Origin of the sequence: Microbacterium sp. NPDC076895 (genome assembly GCF_040687115.1) — a bacterium.
In the GTDB taxonomy this organism is placed as follows: domain Bacteria; phylum Actinomycetota; class Actinomycetes; order Actinomycetales; family Microbacteriaceae; genus Microbacterium.
In genome coordinates, this window is record NZ_JBFBMQ010000002.1 from 16,445 (window position 1) to 37,291 (window position 20,847).

General features: G+C 67.7%; 20 protein-coding genes. 6 read left to right on the forward strand and 14 right to left on the reverse strand.

Annotated elements, in window-relative coordinates:
• Positions 1-6 precede the first annotated feature (6 nt).
• Positions 7-348 carry a DUF4229 domain-containing protein gene (locus AB0O89_RS01810; RefSeq protein WP_292710720.1) on the forward strand — a complete coding sequence of 114 codons (342 nt, stop codon included), beginning with the start codon at positions 7-9 and terminating at the stop codon, positions 346-348.
• On the opposite strand, the gene AB0O89_RS01815 is transcribed toward AB0O89_RS01810, so the two are convergent.
• The 4 genes from AB0O89_RS01815 to AB0O89_RS01830 all read right to left on the reverse strand — a co-directional run bounded on the left by AB0O89_RS01815 (position 295) and on the right by AB0O89_RS01830 (position 4,693).
• A complete protein-coding gene (locus AB0O89_RS01815; RefSeq protein WP_363494121.1) occupies positions 295-1,182 on the reverse strand; it encodes a 1,4-dihydroxy-2-naphthoate polyprenyltransferase in 888 nt (295 codons plus the stop codon). The two genes, AB0O89_RS01810 and AB0O89_RS01815, sit on opposite strands and share 54 nt — an antisense overlap.
• Positions 1,183-1,286: 104 nt before the next feature.
• Positions 1,287-2,330, reverse strand: a complete 1,044-nt coding sequence (locus AB0O89_RS01820; RefSeq protein WP_363493712.1) for an AMP-binding protein — start codon at positions 2,328-2,330, stop codon at positions 1,287-1,289.
• A 114-nt stretch (positions 2,331-2,444) separates the two neighbouring features.
• Complete coding sequence (locus AB0O89_RS01825; protein WP_363493714.1) at positions 2,445-3,347, reverse strand: 1,4-dihydroxy-2-naphthoyl-CoA synthase; 903 nt, start codon at positions 3,345-3,347, stop codon at positions 2,445-2,447.
• Between the two features lie 542 nt (positions 3,348-3,889).
• Positions 3,890-4,693 (reverse strand): LLM class F420-dependent oxidoreductase, encoded by an 804-nt coding sequence (locus AB0O89_RS01830; protein ID WP_300591219.1) that lies wholly within the window; start codon positions 4,691-4,693, stop codon positions 3,890-3,892.
• Positions 4,694-4,774: 81 nt separating this feature from the next.
• Between AB0O89_RS01830 and AB0O89_RS01835 the strand changes: the two genes are divergently transcribed.
• Positions 4,775-5,788 carry an o-succinylbenzoate synthase gene (locus AB0O89_RS01835; protein WP_363493716.1) on the forward strand — a complete coding sequence of 338 codons (1,014 nt, stop codon included), beginning with the start codon at positions 4,775-4,777 and terminating at the stop codon, positions 5,786-5,788.
• A 29-nt stretch (positions 5,789-5,817) separates the two neighbouring features.
• Here the strand turns inward: AB0O89_RS01835 and AB0O89_RS01840 are convergent, their stop codons facing one another.
• Positions 5,818-6,492, reverse strand: a complete 675-nt coding sequence (locus AB0O89_RS01840; RefSeq protein WP_363493718.1) for a helix-turn-helix domain-containing protein — start codon at positions 6,490-6,492, stop codon at positions 5,818-5,820.
• A gap of 132 nt (positions 6,493-6,624) precedes the next feature.
• On the opposite strand from AB0O89_RS01840, the gene AB0O89_RS01845 reads away from it, so the two are divergent.
• Together AB0O89_RS01845 and AB0O89_RS01850 are read left to right on the forward strand one after the other, a co-directional pair.
• Positions 6,625-9,504, forward strand: a complete 2,880-nt coding sequence (locus AB0O89_RS01845) for an MMPL family transporter (protein WP_363493720.1) — start codon at positions 6,625-6,627, stop codon at positions 9,502-9,504.
• Positions 9,501-11,585, forward strand: coding sequence for a YhgE/Pip domain-containing protein (locus AB0O89_RS01850; RefSeq protein ID WP_363493722.1), 2,085 nt, complete (start codon positions 9,501-9,503; stop codon positions 11,583-11,585). The genes AB0O89_RS01845 and AB0O89_RS01850 overlap by 4 nt, the downstream gene beginning before the upstream one ends.
• Before the next feature lie 251 nt (positions 11,586-11,836).
• On the opposite strand, the gene ccsB is transcribed toward AB0O89_RS01850, so the two are convergent.
• The 7 genes from ccsB to AB0O89_RS01885 form a co-directional block, all read right to left on the reverse strand.
• Positions 11,837-12,901, reverse strand: coding sequence for a c-type cytochrome biogenesis protein CcsB (gene ccsB, locus AB0O89_RS01855; protein WP_300591556.1), 1,065 nt, complete (start codon positions 12,899-12,901; stop codon positions 11,837-11,839).
• A gap of 9 nt (positions 12,902-12,910) precedes the next feature.
• Positions 12,911-14,638: a cytochrome c biogenesis protein ResB gene (locus AB0O89_RS01860; RefSeq protein ID WP_363493724.1), complete on the reverse strand. Its 1,728-nt coding sequence runs from the start codon at positions 14,636-14,638 to the stop codon at positions 12,911-12,913.
• The gene (locus AB0O89_RS01865) at positions 14,619-15,374 is read right to left on the reverse strand and encodes a cytochrome c biogenesis protein CcdA (RefSeq protein WP_363493726.1); all 756 of its coding nucleotides are present in this window, start codon (positions 15,372-15,374) and stop codon (positions 14,619-14,621) included. The genes AB0O89_RS01860 and AB0O89_RS01865 overlap by 20 nt, the downstream gene beginning before the upstream one ends.
• The gene (locus tag AB0O89_RS01870) at positions 15,371-15,991 is read right to left on the reverse strand and encodes a TlpA disulfide reductase family protein (protein WP_363493728.1); all 621 of its coding nucleotides are present in this window, start codon (positions 15,989-15,991) and stop codon (positions 15,371-15,373) included. The genes AB0O89_RS01865 and AB0O89_RS01870 overlap by 4 nt, the downstream gene beginning before the upstream one ends.
• Before the next feature lies 1 nt (position 15,992).
• Entirely contained in the window at positions 15,993-16,622 is a 630-nt protein-coding gene (locus tag AB0O89_RS01875) for a histidine phosphatase family protein (protein ID WP_363493730.1), read from the reverse strand.
• Positions 16,623-16,674: 52 nt separating this feature from the next.
• Positions 16,675-17,283, reverse strand: a complete 609-nt coding sequence (locus AB0O89_RS01880) for a DedA family protein (protein ID WP_363494123.1) — start codon at positions 17,281-17,283, stop codon at positions 16,675-16,677.
• Between the two features lie 126 nt (positions 17,284-17,409).
• Positions 17,410-17,910: a DUF6264 family protein gene (locus tag AB0O89_RS01885; protein WP_363493732.1), complete on the reverse strand. Its 501-nt coding sequence runs from the start codon at positions 17,908-17,910 to the stop codon at positions 17,410-17,412.
• A 57-nt stretch (positions 17,911-17,967) separates the two neighbouring features.
• Here AB0O89_RS01885 and aspS point away from each other — a divergent pair, with 57 nt between their 5' ends.
• A complete protein-coding gene (gene aspS / locus AB0O89_RS01890) occupies positions 17,968-19,311 on the forward strand; it encodes an aspartate--tRNA(Asn) ligase (RefSeq protein ID WP_300591321.1) in 1,344 nt (447 codons plus the stop codon).
• Between the two features lie 31 nt (positions 19,312-19,342).
• Positions 19,343-20,161, forward strand: a complete 819-nt coding sequence (locus AB0O89_RS01895; RefSeq protein WP_363493735.1) for a tyrosine-protein phosphatase — start codon at positions 19,343-19,345, stop codon at positions 20,159-20,161.
• On the opposite strand, the gene AB0O89_RS01900 is transcribed toward AB0O89_RS01895, so the two are convergent.
• Together AB0O89_RS01900 and AB0O89_RS01905 are read right to left on the reverse strand one after the other, a co-directional pair.
• Positions 20,158-20,481, reverse strand: coding sequence for a Dabb family protein (locus AB0O89_RS01900; protein WP_363493737.1), 324 nt, complete (start codon positions 20,479-20,481; stop codon positions 20,158-20,160). The two genes, AB0O89_RS01895 and AB0O89_RS01900, sit on opposite strands and share 4 nt — an antisense overlap.
• Entirely contained in the window at positions 20,478-20,768 is a 291-nt protein-coding gene (locus AB0O89_RS01905; protein ID WP_363493739.1) for a glutaredoxin family protein, read from the reverse strand. Before AB0O89_RS01905 ends, AB0O89_RS01900 begins: the two co-directional genes overlap by 4 nt.
• Between the last annotated feature and the right edge of the window lie 79 nt (positions 20,769-20,847).

Consider the following 20,847-nt stretch of genomic DNA (forward strand, 5'->3'; position numbering starts at 1 on the left):
GGAGGGGTGAACGCGCGCTCTTTCTGGGTCTACACCGTGCTGCGCATCCTGTTCTTCCTGGTTCCGTTCGGCATCCTCATGCTGCTGCCGATCGGCCGCGAGTTCTACTGGCTGTCAGCGATCTTCGCGGCGCTCATCGGGCTGAGTCTCTCGGTGATCTTCCTGCGCCGCCCTCTCGATGAAGTGTCGGCATCGCTCGCCGAGCGCCGGGCGCGCCGCACCGACCCCACCGACGAGCAGATCGAAGATGCCGCGCTCGCAGACGCGCCGGGTGCCGATGAGGCACCCGCGCCGTCAGCCGGCGAAAGCCCAGAAGAGGAAAGCGCCGAAGGCGAGCGACGTCCCTGACGTCAGCGCGAGAGCGATGACGAGCTCGCGCGGCTGACGATAGGTCCACACGATGAGGATCGCCGGCAGCGCCAGCAACAAGGCCATGGCGGTCAACCACGCGATCGGGTAGAAGACCGCGAGGTACCCGGCGATGCCGAACGGGACCAGCACGAAAACCGTGAACAGCACCTGCGTCGCGCGGCGTCCGATCAGCACCGTCAGCGTGCGCTTGCCGGCGACGCGGTCCTGATCGATGTCGCGCAGGTTGTTCGCCAGGAGCACCGCGCACGCCAGCAGCCCCGCCCCGACCGCCCCGAACCAGGCCTCCTGCGGCAGCGCGAACACCTGCACCCAGGTCGTCCCGAGCGTTGCGACCAGGCCGAAGAAGACGAACACGAACAATTCGCCGAGACCCGCATAACCGTACGGACGCTTGCCGCCGGTGTAGAACCACGCGGCAAGGATGCAGGCAGCACCGACGGCGAGGAACCACCACTGTTCGGTGCGAATCGTGATCGCCAGGCCCGCGAGACCGGCGATCACAAAGAACACGAGTGCGACGATCAGCACCGTCCGGGGCTTCGCTTTGCCTGCTCCGGTCAGTCGAGCCGGCCCCACCCGGTAGGCGTCGGTACCACGGACGCCGTCGCTGTAGTCGTTCGCGTAGTTGACGCCGATCTGCAGGCTCACCGAGACCACGAGGCACGCCAGCGCGATGACCCAGTGCAACGGGCGCTCGATCAGAACCGCTGCTCCTGTGCCGATGAGGATCGGTGTGACAGCCAGCGGGAGGGTGCGCAGCCGCGCGGCGCCGATCCAGTCACGCAGGGTCGCGGGACGGGGGGCCGTCACCGGCGAACGGTGGTCGCGGCGCGCGTGGTTCGCGGAGCCGGGGTGCGGCTTCGTGCGAGACCGCGAACGCTTCTTCTTGGAGGGTGCTGCCACGGGGAGCAATCCTAGAGCGTCGGGATCTGCGCGCGGAGCCTCACGCGGTCAGGCTTACCCGACGGCAGGAGCGGCATCCGCGCGAGAGTGAGGATCTCGCGCGGGCGCGCTGGGGCACCGATCTCGCGCTCGACGCGTCGACGGGCCTCGACGAGCGCGTCATCCCTCGTTGCGGCCGCGAGGTTCCCTTCGACGACGATCACTGATGCCTCACCCCAATGGGCATCCGCCACGGGCACCACCACCGCGGCTTCGAGTCCCGGGACTGTGCGGACGACCCGCTCGACGCGATCGAGCGACACGTTGACGCCACCGCTGACGATGACGTTGTCGCGGCGCCCCGTCACCCGAAGCGCGCCGTCGAACTCACCGACGTCGCCGGTGCGATACCAGCGGTTACCGTCGGCATCCGTGACGAATGCCTGCGCTGTGCGCTGGTCATCGTCGAGGTACCCGGACGCGAGAACCGGGCCCGAGATCTGCACCTCGCCCTCCTCGACACGGACACTCACTCCGGCCAGCGGCACGCCGTCGTACACGCATCCGCCGCTGGTCTCGCTCGACCCGTAGGTGCGCACGATCCGGACGCCGAGAGCCGCTGCACGATCGGCCTCGGCCCCGGGCAACGCTTGCCCGCCGACGAGGATCGCCGCGAACCCCCGCAGGCAGTCGGCGACATCAGGGTCGCCGACTGCGGCATCCAGAAGCCGGGTGAGCTGAGCCGGCACGAGAGAGGTGTACCGGGGAGCATCCGTCGTGCCGGCAGCGTCGACGAATTGGTCGGGGGTGAACGAAGCGGGAATGACGGTGGGCGTCGCCCCGGCCAGGATGCTGCGAACGAGCACCTGGAGCCCCGCAACGTAGGTCGGCTCGAGCGCGAGCACCCACGACCCGGAGCCGATCCGTTTTGCGGTCGCTTCGGCGCTGGCGCGCAGCGCGCTGATCGGAAGCACGACCGACTTCGGGTAGCCGGACGAGCCCGACGTCTCGACGATCACTGCGGGCTCGGGTCCAGCCTCCGGGTTCTCGGCGAGCGCGTCTCGCAGCGTGACCACCAGCTTGGCTGCGTCCCGATTGCAGGAGGAACTCAGCCGAATGGGCCGCCACGACCTTGGCTGCGGCGTGTCATCCTGCACTCGGTTCGTCACAATCGGCGTCCGCGCGCGGGTTCAGTAGTGCCAGGGATACGGTGACCAGTCGGGGTCGCGCTTCTGCAGGAACGCGTCCTTGCCCTCGACGGCCTCGTCAGTGCCGTACGCGAGCCGCGTGGCCTCCCCCGCGAAAACCTGCTGGCCCACGAGGCCGTCATCGACCGCGTTGAAGGCGAACTTCAGCATCCGGATCGCCGTCGGCGACTTCGTGAGGATCGTGCGCGCCATCGCGATCGCCTCCCGCTCGAGGTCGGCATGGTCAACGACACGGTTGACCGCACCCATCTCATACGCGCGCTGCGCCGAATACTCCTCGGCGAGGAAGAAGACCTCGCGCGCGAACTTCTGGCCGATCTGCCGCGCGAAATACGCCGAGCCGTAGCCCGCGTCGAACGAGCCGACGTCCGCATCCGTCTGCTTGAATCTGCCATGCTCGCGACTGGCGATCGACAGGTCGCACACGACGTGCAACGAGTGCCCGCCGCCGGCAGCCCAGCCCGGGATCACCGCGATCACGACTTTCGGCATGAACCGGATGAGCCGCTGCACCTCGAGGATGTGCAGGCGCCCCGCGCGGCCCGGGTCGGGCGCGGTGGCGTCGTCGGCGGCGTAGGTGTAGCCGTCGCGACCACGAATGCGCTGGTCGCCACCCGAGCAGAAGGCCCAGCCGCCGTCCTTCGGGCTCGGACCGTTGCCCGTCAGCAGCACGACGCCGATCCGCGAATCCTGCCGAGCGATATCGAGCGCACGGTAGAGCTCGTCGACCGTGTGGGGGCGAAACGCATTGCGCACCTCGGGCCGGGCGAACGCGATTCGGGCGATCCTGCCGTCCGGTGAGACGTGGGAGGTGATGTCGGTATACCCCTCGGCACCGGGGGCGAGAACCCAGGCATCCGGGTCGAACAGCTCGGAAACGCTCACGCGACCAGCCTACGCGGGCGGCCACGGATGCCGTCAGCCGCCGTTTGCTCGCCGGTCACTCCCCGTCCCGTCGACCCGCCGATTCCCCGGGTAGCCTGGAAGGGCGACCGCGAGGAGAGATACGGATGCAGATCAGGACATCGTCCGACTGGCGGGATGCCCTCCCGTTCGAGACCCCGGTCCTGGCCTCCGAGGCGATGCCCGGTGAGGCGAGCCGCTGCGCGCGATGCCCCGCTGACGAACCGCCGAAGGAGCGCACCGAGCTGTGGGCGGTCAAACACAGGCATCCCAACAACCACGCCGGGTTCGTGCGGCTCTACTGCCTCCAGCATCGCCCCGCCGTCGCGCCACCGCCGGCCGTCTCGGCTCCGCCGGCCGCACGCGCCCGAAAGAGCACGACGCCGCGAGCACCCCGCTCCACCCGAGCGACACCGTCGGTGCCCGAGAGGGTTGCAGCCGTGTGCACGAACTGTTTCGTTGAGGTGCCACCGAGCGGCATCTGCGGCGTCTGCGGAGAGCCGGTCGGCTGACGGATCCGCCGATCACGCCGCGTTCTTGGCGTCCCGCCACGCGACCCACTGCTTGACGGCGTCGAAGTTCCAGTCGGGGCCGTCGAGTCCCAGCGTGAACAGTCGCACCCCGGCGTCATAGAGCGCGTCAACCTCGGCTACGCCGCGCGCGCCGATCTCGTTCGAGACCGTGAGGTTCGATAGGTCGCGCTCTTCCTGCTGTGCCCACTTCTCGAGAATCCCGAGCTTGCTGGTGACGGCATCCGGCTTCACGAAGCTGTGCCAGATGTCGGCGTGGCGGGCAACCAGACGAAGGGTCTTCTGTTCGCCGGCACCGCCGATCATGACCGGGATCTTGCGGGTCGGCGCCGGGTTGAGCACCTGCCACCGCGCCTCGACCCGGCGGAGCCCCTCGGCGAGATCGTCGAGGCGCGAACCCGCGGTCCCAAACTCGTAGCCGTACTCCAGGTAGTCCCTCTCGAACCACCCCGAGCCGGTGCCGAAGATGAACCGACCGGTAGCGCCGCCCTTGGCGCTGATGTGATCGACCGTCCGCGCCATATCGGCCTGCAGGTCGGCGTTGCGGTAGCTGTTGCAGTTGACAAGCGCGCCGAACTCGATGCGCTCGGTCTGTTCAGCCCACGCGCCGAGCATCGTCCAGGACTCGAAGTGCGCGCCATCAGGGTCACCGCTGAGGGGGTAGAAGTGATCCCAGTTGAAGGCGATGTCGACGCCGAAGTCCTCGAGCCAGAGCACGGCGTCGCGGATTTGGGGGTAGGTGACGTGCTGGGGGCGCACCTGAACGCCGAGCCGGACCGGAGTGTCGAGAAGAACCATGCCTTCAGCCTACGGACGCGTCGGCGCTCGGGGCCCGCGCGGCGGGATGCCGTGGGGCCCTGTTGCGGGCAGGATGAGAGCATGGTCGCCGCTTCGCACCTGCCATCGATTCCGCCGCTGGACGAACTGCTCGAGAGCGCACGCGTGGTCTCCCTCCCGCTGACGACACGGTTCCGCGGCATCGAGCACCGCGAGGCGATGCTGCTACGTGGTCCGGCCGGCTGGACCGAGTTCTCCCCGTTCGTGGAGTACGACGATGCCGAAGCCAGCACCTGGCTTGCCGCAGCCATCGATTTCGGCTGGCACAGCACCCCGGTGCCGCGACGTAGCGAGATCCGCGTGAACGCGACGGTTCCCGCCGTTGCACCGGATGCCATACCCGCGGTGCTCGCGCGTTTCGACGGATGCCGCACCGTGAAGGTCAAGGTTGCCGAGCCCGGCGGAACGCTCGCCGATGATGTGGCCCGGGTGAGGACGGTGCGCGAGACGATGGGGGCGCTTGGCCGCATCCGCGTCGACGCGAACGGAGCGTGGAATCTCGACGAGGCAGAGCACGCCGTCCACGCGCTCGCCGAGTTCGACCTCGAGTATGTCGAGCAGCCCTGCGCGAGCATCGATGAGCTGCGGGAGCTTCGGCGCCGCATCCGGTACATGGGGGTGCCCGTCGCCGCCGACGAGAGTGTGCGCAAGGCAGATGACCCGCTCGCAGTAGCGCGGGCGGGCGCCGCGGACTTGCTCGTGATCAAGGCGCAGCCGCTGGGCGGGGTGCACCGCGCACTCTCGATCGTCGCCGAGGCGGGGCTCCCGGTCGTCGTCTCGAGCGCTCTTGACACCTCGGTGGGGCTGGCGATGGGGGCAGCGCTGGCCGCGGCCCTTCCCGACCTCGACTACGACTGCGGCCTGGGCACCGCTTCCTTGCTCGCTGCCGACGTCACGAGGCAGCCGCTACGCGCGGAACACGGGACCATTCCCGTCCGCCGACCCGAGGTCGACGAGTCAGCGGTGACGGAGCACGCCGCGCCCGCCGACCGCGGACAGTGGTGGGCGGATCGGCTCACCCGATGCCACGCACTGCTGGCGGCATCCGGGGCCTGAACAGATCGCCCTCTGTCCTCAGCGGCAGATCAGGATGCCGTGTCGACGAGCGCGAGCGCCAGCTGTTGCGTGCGCGACTCCGCTCGGCGGCGCATCCCGTCATCGTCGATCCGCTCGATCGCTGCGCTGATGAGCGCATCCTCCCAGACCGTCAGGACGAGGCGAGCGACATCGCGGGCAGGCAGGCGAAGACGCAGATCGTAGGACGTCGCGAGCGACTCGATCATCCCCTCTACGCGGTCGACGAGACTCGACGCCCACGCAAGATACGCGCGCGCCGCCTCGTCATCGCGCATCGCACGCAATCGGATCTCGCTCATGAGCACAACGTCCAAGAGCCCTTCGACGGTGCCATCGAGCACGCTCTGAACGAGCTCATTGGGGGTGAGCGCGGCGTCTTCAGCACGCAACCCACGCACGCGGTCGGAGACCGCTTCGAGCTTGCGATCGGTTACCGCACGCACCAGTTCGAAGAACAGCTCCTCCTTCGTGGAGAAGTTGGAGTAGAAAGCGCCGCGCGTGAACCCTGCGCGTTCGCAGATCGCCTCGACGGATGCTCCATCCAGCCCGGCTTCGGCGAACACCTCGTATGCCGCGCGCATGAGGCGGGCTTTGGTGCGTTCGCGACCGCGCGCGCCCTCGGGGGCGATCCCGTCGATTGCCTGCCAGATGTGCCGAGACGCGGCGTCGTGGTCTGCGGACATTGCGCTCTCCTCTCGACGGCGTTCACACCGAGCCTTCAGCCTATGGACCTCGGCAATCGTCTACGATACACATGCGTATCGGATACACCGGTGTATCGAGAATCCCTTTGACGAATCCCCGGAGGAAAACCCGTGTCCACCGCTCTGTATGCCCTCGGGAGATGGGCGTATCGGCATCCGTGGCGGGTGCTGACGTCCTGGCTTCTCGTGCTGATCCTCGCCGGCGGCGGAGCCGCGCTCTTTCAGCAAGGAACCGACAACACGTTTTCGATTCCCGGTACCGAGTCCGAAGCAGGCCTTGAAGAGCTTCAGCGCACCTTTCCCGAGGTCTCGGGAACGAGCGCGCAGTTCATCGTCGTCGCTCCCGAGGGGACGACGGTCGAGGACGCGCCCTTCACCGACGACATCGCGCAAACGATTGACCAGATCGAGGGCATCGACGGGGTCCTGGCCGTCAGCGACCCTTACGACGAGTCGATCTCAGGCCTGATCTCCGATGACGGATCAGCGGCACTCGTCCGCTTCCAGTTCGAAGGTCAAGCCTCCTCGGTCTCGGACGAGACGAAAGACCAGCTGTTTGAGATCACGGATGCCCTCCAGTCGGAGCTTCCCGCGGGCACGACGGTAGCCCTCGGCGGCGATCTGTTCTCCCAGTCCCTGCCCACCCTGTCGATCGTCGAACTGTTCGGTGTTCTCCTCGCGCTGGTCGTGCTCATCGTCACGTTCCGGTCGTTCGTCGTGGCGGGGCTCCCCCTGATCACGGCGATCCTGGGCGTCGGCCTGTCGATGGCCCTGATCTTCGTCTCGACAGCGTTCGCGACTATCTCGTCGACGACCCCGATGCTCGCGCTCATGCTGGGCCTTGCAGTCGGTATCGACTACGCCCTGTTCATCATCTCCCGCCAGCAGGATGCCGTCCGTGAAGGGGTGGACCCCGAAGAGGCTGCAGCGCGGGCGACGGGAACTGCGGGTTCCGCAGTCGTGTTCGCCGGTGCCACAGTGCTCATCGCCCTCATCGGCCTCTCGTTCGCGAACATTCCGTTCCTGACCACGATGGGCATCGCGGCATCCGTCGCTGTGGCGATAGCCGTTGCCATCGCCGTGACCCTCACGCCCGCCTTCCTCGGGTTCGTGAAGGGCCGTGTTGCCGGGTGGCCCCGACGCGCACCGCGAGCCTCGCGACGCCGACGCGGCACATCAGCCCGCGAGGATGCCGCGGCAGCATCCGCACCGGAGGCAGAACCCGCACCCACCATCACGCACGGAAAAAAGACGAATCCGTGGGTGAAGCTCGTGACCCGGCATCCGATCGTCACGACCGTCTCGGTGGTCGCGCTCCTCGGAGCGCTCGCGATACCGGCCGGCAGCCTCGCGCTCGCCCTTCCCAACGCCGGGATGCTGCCCGAAGACAACGAGGCGCGCCAGAGCTACGACCTCGTGGCCGAGCACTTCGGCGCCGGCGCCAACGGGCCGCTCATCATGACCGGCACGATCGTCACCTCGACCGACCCGTTGACCCTCATGCAGGACCTCGGCGACGACATCGCGACGATCCCCGGCGTGAAGGAGGTCGCGCTCGCGACCCCGAACCGCACCGCCGACACCGGGATCGTGCAGATCGTTCCCGAGACCGCGCCCGATGACCCCGCCACGGCAGAACTCGTGCGAGAGCTGCGCGCACAGCACGATCGCCTCCTTGACGAATACGGCGTGGACCTGAAGGTCACGGGCTTCACCGCGATCGCCATCGACATCTCCGACCGGCTCGGCGGCGCGCTCCTGCCCTTCGGTATCTTCGTCGTGGGTCTCTCGCTCGTGCTGCTCACGATCGTCTTCCGATCGATCTGGGTTCCCCTCAAGGCAGCCGCGGGGTACCTCCTCTCGGTAGCTGCCGCGTTCGGGATCGTCGCCCTGGTCTTCGAATGGGGAGTCTTCGCCGACGCCCTCCACGTGTCCAAGACCGGCCCCGTGATCAGCTTCATGCCGATCATCCTCATGGGGGTCCTTTTCGGTCTCGCCATGGATTACGAGGTGTTCCTGGTGTCGCGGATGCGGGAGGACTACGTCCATCTGCGGCGCGCCCGCGGCGGGAGGGCCGACCGCGCGACGGCGATCAGCGCCGTCCGGTCGGGATTCACGGCATCCGCCCGCGTGGTCACAGCCGCCGCGATCATCATGTTCGCGGTGTTCGCCGCGTTCGTCCCCGAAGGCGACATCAACATCAAACCCATCGCGCTGGGCCTTGCCGCGGGTATCGCGATCGACGCGTTCCTCGTGCGTATGACGCTTGTTCCGGCGGTCATGACGCTACTCGGACAGCACGCCTGGTGGATGCCGCGGTGGATGCATCGCGTGCTTCCGCACTTCGATATCGAAGGCGAAGCCGTGGAGCGGGAACTCTCGCTTACGAACTGGCCTGAGCCGAACACGACAGCGGCTGTCGTTGCCGAGGACCTGGCGCTGCGCGCCTACGGATCGAGACACGGAAGCGACATCGATGTCTTCGCCGGGGTCACGACCCGTGTCGAGTTCGGCGACACCGTCATCGTCACCGGCGACCCCCGCGCTTCGCGGGCTGTGCTGCTGACGGTGGCGGGCCGCCTCGCTCCCACCGGCGGGCGGCTCCGCGTCGCCGGCCACCTGCTTCCCGAACGTGCTGCCTGGGTGCGCTCGCACGTGGCAGTCGCGCTCCTCGCGGACGCGGACGATCCTCTCACCGAGCTCGCGCACGCACTTCGCGGATCGGCGCGGATCGTCGTGATCGACGGCGTCGACCGACTAGAGGGTGGTGCCATCCGGGACCAGGGGGCAGCGCTCCTGCGCGATGCTGCGCTTGTTCGCCGCGAACGCGCCGGCGATGCGTCCTCCCCCTTCACGATCCTGGCCTCAGCCCAGCACGAGGGTGCAGCCCTGGGTCTGATGGCTGAAGCCCATCGCCGCGATCTGCGCTCGATCACCGTGTCAGCAAGGACCGATTCGACAGTTCCCGCATCTGCGGAGGAGCACTCATGAGCATTCCCCTTGAACGAGCCCGCAGCCGGCGGCCGATCACCTGGCTGACGATTCTCGGCGTCATCCTGCTACCCGCGCTCATCGGCGGCATCCTCGTGATCGCCCTGTACAACCCCACGTCGCGACTCGATGCGATGAACGCCGCGATCGTGAACGATGACCAACCTGTCACGATCGAGGGACAGTACGTTCCGCTGGGTCGTCAGCTCTCGGCCGGGCTGGTCGAGGGCTCGGGTGACGCCGACAGCAACCTGACCTGGACCATCTCCAACGACGAGGATGCCGCGGCAGGCCTTGCCGACGGCACGTACGCTGCGATCGTCACGATTCCCGAGAACTTCTCCGCCGCGGCGACCTCGACGCGACCCGGCGAGATCCCTGAGCAGGCGACCATCGAGGTGACGACGCCACCCGACAGCCTCATCGTCGATGACGCCATCACCGCCCAGATCACCTCGACCGCGGCATCCTTGACCGGGCAGGCGATCTCGACCCAGTACCTCGAGAACGTCTTCCTGGGGTTCACAACCCTCGGCGACCAACTCGGCGAGGCAGCCGACGGTGCCGACCAGCTCGCCGACGGCGCTCAGCAGTCGGCTGACGGGTCCGCGGAGCTCGCGAGCGGGCTGCAGCAACTCTCCTCGGGCGCCGGTCAACTCTCGTCGGCTGCGCATGGCATCGCCGACGGCGCGAACCAGCTCGCCGGCGGCCAGGCCGCCTGGGCAGCAGGGGCCAACGAGGCCTCCGCGGGGCTGAACCAACTCTCCGGCGGAGCTAACGCCCTGGTCGCGCCCAGCCAGCAGATCGCGGGGGGCTTGCGGCAGTTCGCCGACCAGGTGCAGGGCATCAGCGTGCCACAGTCCGTGATCGATGCCGCGCAGGAGGTCGCCGACAACAGCACTCAGCTGAAGGATGATGCCGCTGCCCGGGCCGCGCAGCTTCAGCAGATCGCGTCGGATTGCTATGCGCAGAGCCTGCCCGCAAACGTGTGCGATACCCTCCAGCAGGTCGCCGACGACGCTACGGCGGCGCTGCCGACCATCGACAACATCCTCGACAACTCGCAGCAGATCGCGACGGGACTCGCGCAGATCAACGAGCTCCCTGCTCAGGTCACGGCCCTTGCCGACGGAGCGACGCAGCTATCGGCGGGTATCGCTGGGGTAGCCAGTGGTGTCGAGCAGTCCGCAGCGGGTGTCGGCAGCCTGGCAGGCAGCGCGTCGACGATCTCTTCGCAGACGTCCACTCTCGCAGCGGGAGTGTCGCAGTGGGCGGACGGGACTGACGCATGGGCGAGCGGCGCCGCCCGCTCGGCCACCGGCGCAACGACTCTGAGCGACGGGTTGACACAGCTCGCCGATGGCACGAGATCCCTCGCGGATGGCCTGCACACCGCGGTCGAGCAGCTCCCGTCGTATACGGATGCTCAGGCCGCGAGCCTGGCGGAAATTGTGGCTGACCCCGTCGCGGCAGAAGGCGTCGGATCCGACCTGTTCGGCGCTTCGGCGATTCCGCTCTTGACCGCGCTCGCCCTGTGGTTCGGCGCACTCGGATCGTTCGTCGTGCTGCGTGCGTTCCCCGCTCGCACGCTCGCCTCCCGGTCACCGTCGGTCCTGCTCGCTCTGCGTTCCCTGGCCCCGGCTGCGGCGATCGGCGCCGTGCAGGGTCTGCTCGTGGCGGGGATCGTGCAGATCTCTGCGGGCTATGACTGGGGCGACTGGTCGATTTTCGCCGGGGTCAGCATCCTGGTCGGTGTCGCCTTCGCGGCCGTGAACCAGGCCCTCGTTGCGGTCTTCGCCGGGGCGGGACGCTGGATCGCGGCACTTGTCGGCGTCCTCGCGGTTGCGACGGGGATCGTGTCCACAGTTCCTGGGGTGCTGACGGCCGTAGACGCGGTCATGCCGGTATCGCCCGCCTACAACGCGATGCTCGGCGCACTGACCGGTTCGGGCGGCGTGAGCGCGGGGATCGCGGGTCTCGTGATCTGGGGCGGCCTCGCCTTCGCGGCCACCATCCTGGCGGTCGCCACAAAACGCACCACAACAGCCCGCGCCATCCTCGCCACCCCCGCCACAAGCTAGCCGCCCCGGCTGCACATCCCTTTCGGTCGCGTCCTCGCGCGGGTCTCACCCCCCAGCCCCCACGTCAAGGCGCGACCGAAGGATGACGCGCCGTTTGCGCGCCGCAGCATCCGTCGCGCCCGTCGCACCCGTACCGAGCAGTTCAGTCGCGCCTTGGCGTGGGTATGGGTGCCTGAAGCCCACAGGAAGGCGCGACCGAAAGGCGGGGCCAGACGCAGAACCGGCCCGGATGCTGCGAGCCGGCCAAAGCCTCAGCTGAGGCCGCTGTAGGCGTGGAGACCCTTGAAGAACATGTTCACGATCGTGAAGTTGAAGATCACGGCGGTGAACCCGACGATCGACAGCCACGCCGAGCGTGAGCCGCGCCAGCCGCGCGTCGCGCGGGCGTGGATGTAGCCGGCGTAGAGGACCCAGATCACGAAGGTCCAGACTTCCTTCGTGTCAAAGCCCCAGTAGCGGCCCCAGGCGTCGTTGGCCCAGATCGATCCCGCGATAAGGGTGAAGGTCCAGAAGACGAAGCCCATGATCGCAAAGCGGTAGGCCAGCGATTCGAGTGCTTCCGAGCCGGGAAGGGTCCGTAGGAAGCCGGGGCCCCTGCGCACCGTCGCGCCGGTGCCGACGGCGGCGATCGCTCGCTGCTCGCGGCGCGCCTGCATGAGCTGCAGCACCGACAGGCCGAACGCGATCGCGAACAGTGCGGTTGCCAGCGACGCGACGAACACGTGGATGACGAGCCACACGCTCTTGAGCGGATCGGCCAGCGGCACGACCTCGACATAGAACGTGAACGGCAGCGATGCGCCGCCGAGCATGAGCACGACCATGCCCGTGATGAGCGATCCGAGGAAACGGAGGTCGTAGCGGAAGAGCACCCCGAGGTAGACGGCGACGATCAGCATCGTTCCCGTGAGCGCGAACTCATACATGTTCGACCACGGCACGTGGCCGGCGACGATGCCGCGGGTGATGACGCCGCCGAGGTGGAACAGGAAGGCGAGCCACGTCAGGCTCGTTCCGATGCGCGCCCACAGCAGGCGCGTGCGGCGCCCGGGCGCGGCGTTGAGGTTCTCCTCGGCCGCCCGCCCTTCGGCGCGAAGCTCCTCGACAGCGGATGCCGCATCCGCTGCGCCGTCCACGGATGCCGCGCCGGCACCCACCGAGACGAGCTCGCGCTGGCCGGAGCGCTCGACGGCTACCGCCGAACGGCGGGACAGGTCAACGACGTACGCGATGAACGCGAGCGCATAGATCGAGATGGCGGTCCACACGAGGAGGAATGAGACCGACTCGAGAGACAGCGCTGAATCGACGGGCATGGTGCCAGTTTACGTGCGCTCGTCCGGGCTACGCCCCGCGAGCGCTGCACCGTGGTCCCGGGCGAATCGCTCGACCGTGGCATCCAACGTCGGGTCCTCGCCGCGCGCGAGCCCCGCGTACTCGAGGCGCACGTTAGAACCCTGCACAGTCGCCTTCACCCACACGCGGCGGCGGGGCACGAACAGGGCGGCGAGCAGCCCGGCGACGGCAATCGAGGCGAACAGAAGAACCCAGGTCGCGGCAGCATCGCGGTGGATCGAGAGCGAAACGAACCGCTTGACCGGCTCGCCGGCGGGAGTCACGGCCGAATCATCCTCGAAGGTGACCGTTCCCCGGCCGCCGGGAATCTCGGCGGTCTCCCCGGGCAGAAGCCGGATCGAGTCGACCCCGGTGGTTCCGCCGGTGAGCTGGGTCATGTCGGTGGTGTCGAGGGCGTACACCGAGCGCGGGATGCCCCCGTCGATCCCGAGGTCGCCCTCGAAAACGTTGAACGTGAGTTCCGGGTAGACCAGTGCCGGCCACCCCGACGTGAGGGCGCCGCTCTCGAGCTCCGCGACTGTCGGGTAGAAGAAGCCGACGAGTCCGAGCTGCTCGGGCAGCCCGTCGGGAATCTTGACGACACCGAGCGAGGTGAGGTTGCGGTCCTGTGGCAGGAACGGAACGGATGCCGAGTACACGACCTCGCCGTCGGGACCTCGAACCGTGATGGTCGGCGCGTATCCGTTGCCCATGAGGAAGATCCGATCGCCGGCGACATCCAACGGATGATTCACCCGCACCTCACCGGCAGTCGGCTCCTCGCCCGCGCGTTGGGTGGTGAGGCGCGCGACGAAGTCTCCGGCCTGACCCGCCCCGCTCTCATCGGGCGCGACGTAACTGACGCTGAACTCGTCGAGCGTCATCGCGTAGGGGACGAGAGAGTTCTCGTCGACGAAGCGCCCCGGATTGAACGAGGAGTAGTCCACGAGAGCGTTCGTGAAAGTGTCGCCCTGGATGATGACGGTCTGGCCGGTGTAGGTGAAGCCTCCGCCGACTCCGACCGCGATGAGAACGCCCACGAGCGCGCCGTGGAAGATGAGGTTCCCGGTCTCTTTCAGGTAGCCGCGCTCTGCCGAGACACTGAAGCTCGGGGCGCCCCGACGATCGGTGTCGTACCGCTCGGTGCGGTAACCACCGCGGCGCAGCTGCTGCTCGGCGAGAGCCACAGCGTCGGCCGCATAGGCTGCGGGGTCGGCATCCGCCCCTTCGATCAACGTCTCGCGATACGTCGAGAGCCGCTCGAGACGTGCAGGAGTGCGCGGGGGCCGGGCCCGCAGCGCCTTCCAGTGGTGCTGCGTGCGCGGGATGACACATCCGATGAGCGAGATGAACAACAGGATGTAGATCGCCGAGAACCAGGCCGACGTGTAGACGTCGAACAGTTGGAGCCCGTCGAGGATCGGCGCGAGGTCGGGGTTGTCGGTGAAGTACTGCGTCACGCCGTTGGGATCGGCACTGCGCTGGGGTACGAGCGACCCCGGGATCGCCGCGATTGCGAGCAGCAGAAGCAGGAGCAGCGCCGTGCGCATGCTGGTGAGCTGGCGCCATCCCCACCGCGCCCATCCCACAACGCCCAGCGCGGGCGAGGTGACGGTGTCGTCGGAGGACGAACCACCGGCATCCGCACCACCAGCATCGGCGTAATCCGACGGTCGGAGCGGATCGACGGTCACGTCATCAGAGCGGGAGGGGGACATTGGCGAGCACCCCCTGGAGCGAGATCATGAGGGTCGTCCAGACGCCGGTGAGCATGAGCACCCCGAGCAGCACCAGCAGGATGCCGCCGGCGATGTTGATCGCGCGGATGTGGCGCCGCAGGAACGTGACGGCGGTGGTCGCCCAGCCGAGGCCGAGCGCGAGCAGCACGAACGGGATGCCGAGTCCGAGCGAGTACGTCAGGCCGAGGAGTGCTGCGCGCCCGGGGTCGCCGAAGTTCCAGGACAGCGCGGTGATCGCGGCCAGGGTCGGGCCGATGCACGGAGCCCAGCCGAGGCCGAGCGCGAGTCCCAGCAGCGGAGCCCCGATGAGTCCGATGTTGCCCTGCACCTGCGGCTTGATCGTACGCTGCGCAAAGCCGAACAGGCCGATGAAAACGAGGCCGAGGAAGATGATCACGCCGCCGAGGATCCGGGTGATGAGGTCGCCGTATCGGATGAAGAACTGACCGAGCGCACCGCCAAGGATCGTGATCGCCATGAACACGACGGTGAAGCCGGCGATGAAGAGAGCAACGCCCCCGAGCAGCCGAGCCCGGCTCGGGACCGGGATCCCCTGGTCGTTGCGGGTCGAGGTGACTGAGCCACCGATAAACCCGAGGTAGCCGGGCACCAGAGGCAGCACGCACGGCGAGAGGAACGACAGGATGCCGGCCGCCAACGCAATCGGGACGGCAACCCAGAGGGCTCCGCCTCCGATCAGCTCGCTGACGTTCATCCGTTCTCCGCGAGTGTTTCCTTCACGAGGGTCGTGAGGATCGACGAGCTCGAGATTGCCCCGATGACCCGAGCCGCGACGCGGCCTTCGCGGTCGATGACGAGTGTCACTGGAGTCGCGTTCAGGGGCGTCGCGTCTGCGAACGCGAGCTTCAGTTCACGGTCACCGACCGAGATGAGGCTCGGATAGCTGATGCCGTTGTCTTCGGCGAACGAGCGCGCGGTCGGCGCCTCGTCGGAGGTGTTGAGGCCGAGGAACGCGACATCCGCTCCACCGACCTCGTTGTATGCAGCCTCGAGTTCGGGCGCCTCGACGATGCATGGCGCGCACGCGGCGTACCAGAAGTTCACGACGAGCACCTTGCCGCGGTAGTCATCGTTCGTCACCGTTTCGCCGGTATCGGTGACACCCGAAAAGTTCAGTGGCGCAGAGCGTTGATCCACGGGAATCGTGACAGCTTCCATTCCGTTCTGCGCGATGAAACCCTTGTTGTCGCCGGCTCGGTACTGCTCGGCGAGCGGATCGGCCGTGCACCCGGCGAGCGCTCCGCCCAGCGCGAGAGCGCCGGCCAGGACAAGCGCCACGGATGCCGTCTTGCGGTGACGACGGATCGTCATCTCAGACCGCCCCGACGTCGATGGCATCGGATGTCGCCGCCGGCTCGACATAGTCGACCTCGACCCATCCGTCCCCGGAACGCTCGAAGCTCGTCACACTCGACAGGGCGCACCGCCGGTGGCGCGGGTCGTGCTGGGTCGGAAGCCCGGCAACCGCGAGGTGGGTCACCCAGATGGGGAGCTGATGGGAGACCACGACAACGTCGCCGTCGTCGGCCTCGCCCCAGGCATCCGTCATGGCGGCATCCATCCGGGCGACGACCTGGGCGTACGGCTCGCCCCAGCTGGGCACCGCGGGACGAGCGAGGTAGCGCCAGTTCAAAGGGTTCATGAGGGCACGCTTCATGCGCTTTCCCTCGAAGACGTTGGTCGGCTCGATGACACGCTCGTCCGTCGTCGCCCGCAGGCCGAACCGCTCAATGAAGGGCTGCGCCGATTCCTGGGCCCGCTGGAGAGGCGAAACTATCAGCGCAGACAGCGGCCGCTGGAGTCCACCGATCCACGCGGCTGCCTGCTCGGCCATCTCGCGTCCGTCGTCGCTCAGCCCGTAGCCGGGGAGTCGTCCGTACAGGACCCGATTCGGGTTGAAGACCTCCCCGTGACGCACGAGATGGACACGGTCAGCGGGCACATCCCCAGTCTACGTGGGGGTTCTCTTTGCGAGGGCTGAGAGAGAGGGCGGCTCAGTCGGCGGACGGCTCCGGATCGCCCGCGCGCCGATCGGCCAGGAGCGCGCGGATACGAACGACAAGGAACCAGGCGATTCCCCCGACCACCGCGGCGATCACGACGTACTGCAGGATGTCGGCGTACCGCTCGATCACGGGCCATGCCTCGCCGAGCAGGAAGCCGGCGAGAACAAAGATCGTGTTCCACAGGGCGCTGCCTGCAAACGTCAACAGACCGAACTTCCACAGCGGCATCCGTGTCACCCCTGCGGGGATCGAGATCAGGCTGCGGAAGATCGGCACCGTGCGTCCGAAGAACACCGCCTTGCCGCCGTGACGATGGAACCACGCGACGGTGCGGTCGATGTCATCCGGACGCAGCAGCGGAACCTTCGCCGCAATGGCGCGCAATCGGTCCACACCGAGCCAGGCTCCGAGGCCGTAGAGCAGGAAGGCACCCACGACCGAACCGAGCGTCGTCCAGATCAGAGCCTCCGCGAGTGAGAATGAGCCGCGGCTTGCCGAGAGGCCGGCCATCGGCAAAATGACCTCGCTCGGCAGCGGAGGGAAGATGTTCTCGAGCGCGATCGCCAGACCCGCACCCGCCGGTCCGATGATCTCCATCAGCGAGACCGACCAGTCGACGAGGTGCGTCAGCCAGGAGCCGTCTGCTGTCGCGGTATGCACCCCGCCACGGTACGGGCGCCAGGTTACAGCCGGCTGGACACCGCCTGTGTGTGGCAGATCAGGTCAGGTTCCCGCCCAGACCAGAACGGCTCCGATCAGCCACAGCGCGATCATGAGAACGAATGCGGTGATCGGGATCCAGAACGAGATTCGACGCAGCACGATCATGACGATCGAGCCGGCGAGCGCGACAAGGTAAACGACCCATGGCGAGAGCACCGCAACCCAGATGCCGATGGTCATCACGTTGAAGTTGCACCCTGTCGGTGAGCACGAGTCCGATGCAAAGGTCAGGAACGCCCCGAAAACGGATGCCGTCACTGCTGCTGCCGCCAAGAGCAGAAGCAGCACGATCGAGACGATGAGATCGGCCCACCGTAGGGGTCGGCGGGGCTTGCGGGGGCGAGGGGCGACCGGCGTCGCGGATTCGGCGGAATCGCCCGCGGCGCCCTCGTCTGCGGCATCCGTCTCGCTCGGCACGTCGGCGTGCTCGGCCCGCTCGGGCTCCTGCACGCGGAACGAGCTCGGATCCATGCGGAAGACGGGGTCTTTCGGGTCGCTCACGGGCCCATCCTAGGGCGCAGGCGGTTCGCGGCGCACCGGCCCGTAGACTGGGCGCTCGTGAGTGAACGCGTCCTGGTCAACCAGCTCAAGCAACTGCCCGCGGGCACCGTCTCCGTTTCCGGATGGGTCGAGACAGTGCGCGATCAGAAGAAGGTGCAGTTCGTCGTCCTGCGCGATGAGACCGGCGCCGTTCAGCTGGTGAACCCCGCTACTCGGGAGCTGTCGGAGGATGCCGACGACGCGGCTCGCGCAGCCCTTGCCCTCACCGAGACCATCTCGGCGCTGTCGACGGGCACCTTCCTGACCGTGACGGGGGAGCTCAAGCACGACGAGCGCGTCAAGCTCGGGGGCGTCGAGATCAAGATCCACACTCTCGAGATCGCCGCGGCATCCGACCCCGAGACCCCGATCGCCGCAGACAGCGGGCTCGACAAGCGCATGGACTGGCGCTTCATCGACCTGCGTCAGGCCCGCAACAACCTGATCTTCCGCGTGCAGACCACGCTTGAGCACGCGATGCGCAGCTACTGGATCGAGCGCGACTACATCGAGATCCACTCCCCCAAGCTCATGTCGAGCCCCGCCGAGTCGCGGGCTGAGCTGTTCCAGCTCGAATACTTCGGCGACCAGACCGCGTATCTGGCGCAGAGCCCCCAGCACTTCAAGCAGATGGCGCAGGCCGCGGGCTTTGGCAAGGTGTTCGAGATCGCTGATGCCTTCCGTGCCGACCCGAGCTTCACGAGCCGTCACGCCACCGAGTTCACCTCCATCGACGCCGAGATCAGCTGGGTCGACTCGCACGAAGACGTCGCGCGGATGCAGGAAGAGTTGCTGCAGACGGCTATCGCGGCTGTGAAGGAAAAGCACGGGGCTGAAATCGAAGAGCTGTTCGGGCTCGAGGTCACGGTTCCGACGCTGCCGTTCCCCCGCATTCCCCTTGCCGAGGCCCGGTCGATCGTCGCCTCCCGCGGGTACGAGATCCCCCGCGCTGACGGCGACCTCGACCCCGAAGGCGAACGTCAGCTGTCGGCATACGTGAAAGAGACGTACGACCACGACTTCGTGTTCGTCACCGACTACCACCCCGAGATCCGGCCGTTCTACCACATGCGTGACCCCGAGACCGGGATGACCAAGAGCTACGACCTGCTCTACCGCGGCACCGAGATCACGACGGGCGCGCAGCGCGAGCACCGCGTCGAGGTTCTTGAGGCGCAGGCCACCGAGAAGGGTCTGGATGTCGCAGGCCTCGAGCACTACCTCGACTTCTTCCGCTACGGCGTCCCGCCGCACGGCGGTTTCGGGATGGGCCTCGCGCGCCTTCTGATGCTGCTACTCGGCGAATCCTCCATCCGCGAGGTGACGTTCCTCTTCCGCGGCCCCACGCGCCTCGCGCCCTGAGCCGGGTGCCGGTCACGCCTACGCTGGGAGGATGACCGCAGCTCCGGCATCCGATCTCTCACCCGTGCGCCCCGAGGGGACACACAACTTTCGCGACATCGGCGGCTTGCCCCTGGGGTCGGGTGATCGCACGCGGGCCGGGGTCTTGTACCGGTCGGACGCCCTCAGCGGCCTGACACCTCGGGGTCTGGAGCAACTCGCCGCGAGCGACATCGAGGTCGTCATCGACTTCCGGACCGACATGGAGCGTCAGATGGGGCCCGACATCCTGCCTGCGACGCGGCCCCCGCGCGTCGTTCAGCTCGGCGTGCTTGAGGGAGCGATGGCCGGGCTGGCTCAGGAGGTGCTGCGCTCCGCATCGCAGCAGAGTGATCCCGAGGCCGTATCCCGCGCGATCGAGGCAGCCCTGGCCCAGATCCCCTCACTGCCCGATCTGTATGTCTCGATGCTGCAGCACGGCGCGAGCGCCTTCGCCGAGACGGCGCGCACGGTAGCCGAATCCGACGGCGCCGTGCTCGTGCACTGCACGGCCGGCAAGGATCGCACAGGCGTCGCGATTGCGCTCATCCTTGACGCCGTCGGCGTGGAACGAGCCGCGATCGTCGATGACTACGCCTCCTCGGAGCGAAACCTCGCTGGCCCCTGGACCGAGCGCATGTTCGGCATGCTGCAGGCCATGGGACTCCCCCGCACACCCGCGCTGGATGATCTCGTCGCCGCGACGCCGCCGGTCGCGATCCTCACCGCGTTGGAGTGGGTGGATGCAAACTACGACGGCGCTGCCGGCTACCTGCGCTCAGGTGGACTGACAGATGCCGAACTCGACGCCCTGCGGCGACGCCTCGTCTAGGACCGTGAGCGCCGCGACGAGATGACGAAGTCGACGGCGTGACGGGATGCCACGACGCTGCGGATGTAGGCGGCGACGTCTTCGTGGGCTGGATGCACCTGGTAGGCCTCGAGGGCATCGAGATCGTCGACATCCATGATGAGGACGACATCCGCATTGACGTCCGGATACTCGCTGTTGGCACCGGCCGACAACGCGCGGATCTCGGGAACAACGCCGACCAGGGCGTTCAGCCGCCGCGCGACCTCGGCCGCGTGCTCCGCGCGCGTGGCGGCATCGCTTGCAGCCATCGTCCACATCACGACATGACGCAGCGTCATCGCGACACCTCCTGGGCCCGGGGCGTGGCATCCGCTTTCTCCAACGCCGCACGCAACCGCGCAGCGTCGAGGCGCCAGTGCGCGTGGAAGTCGCCGTCGATGAGCACGACCGGGATCTTCTCCCACCACAGCTCCGACAACGCCGGGTCATCATCGATGGAAAGCTCCGTGACCGTCACCGCATCGGCCTGCTCGTCGGGGAGATCGGCGAGGACGTGGTCGATCACGCCACGCGCGACATCGCACAGGTGGCATCCGTCGCGGCCGATGAGAGTCACTGTCGTCACGGTGCCATCGTACGGGGGCGGCGATCCTCCGAGCCTCCTGTGTTCCTGGCGCACGGTTTGCGGGTGCCCCCGGTGCGCC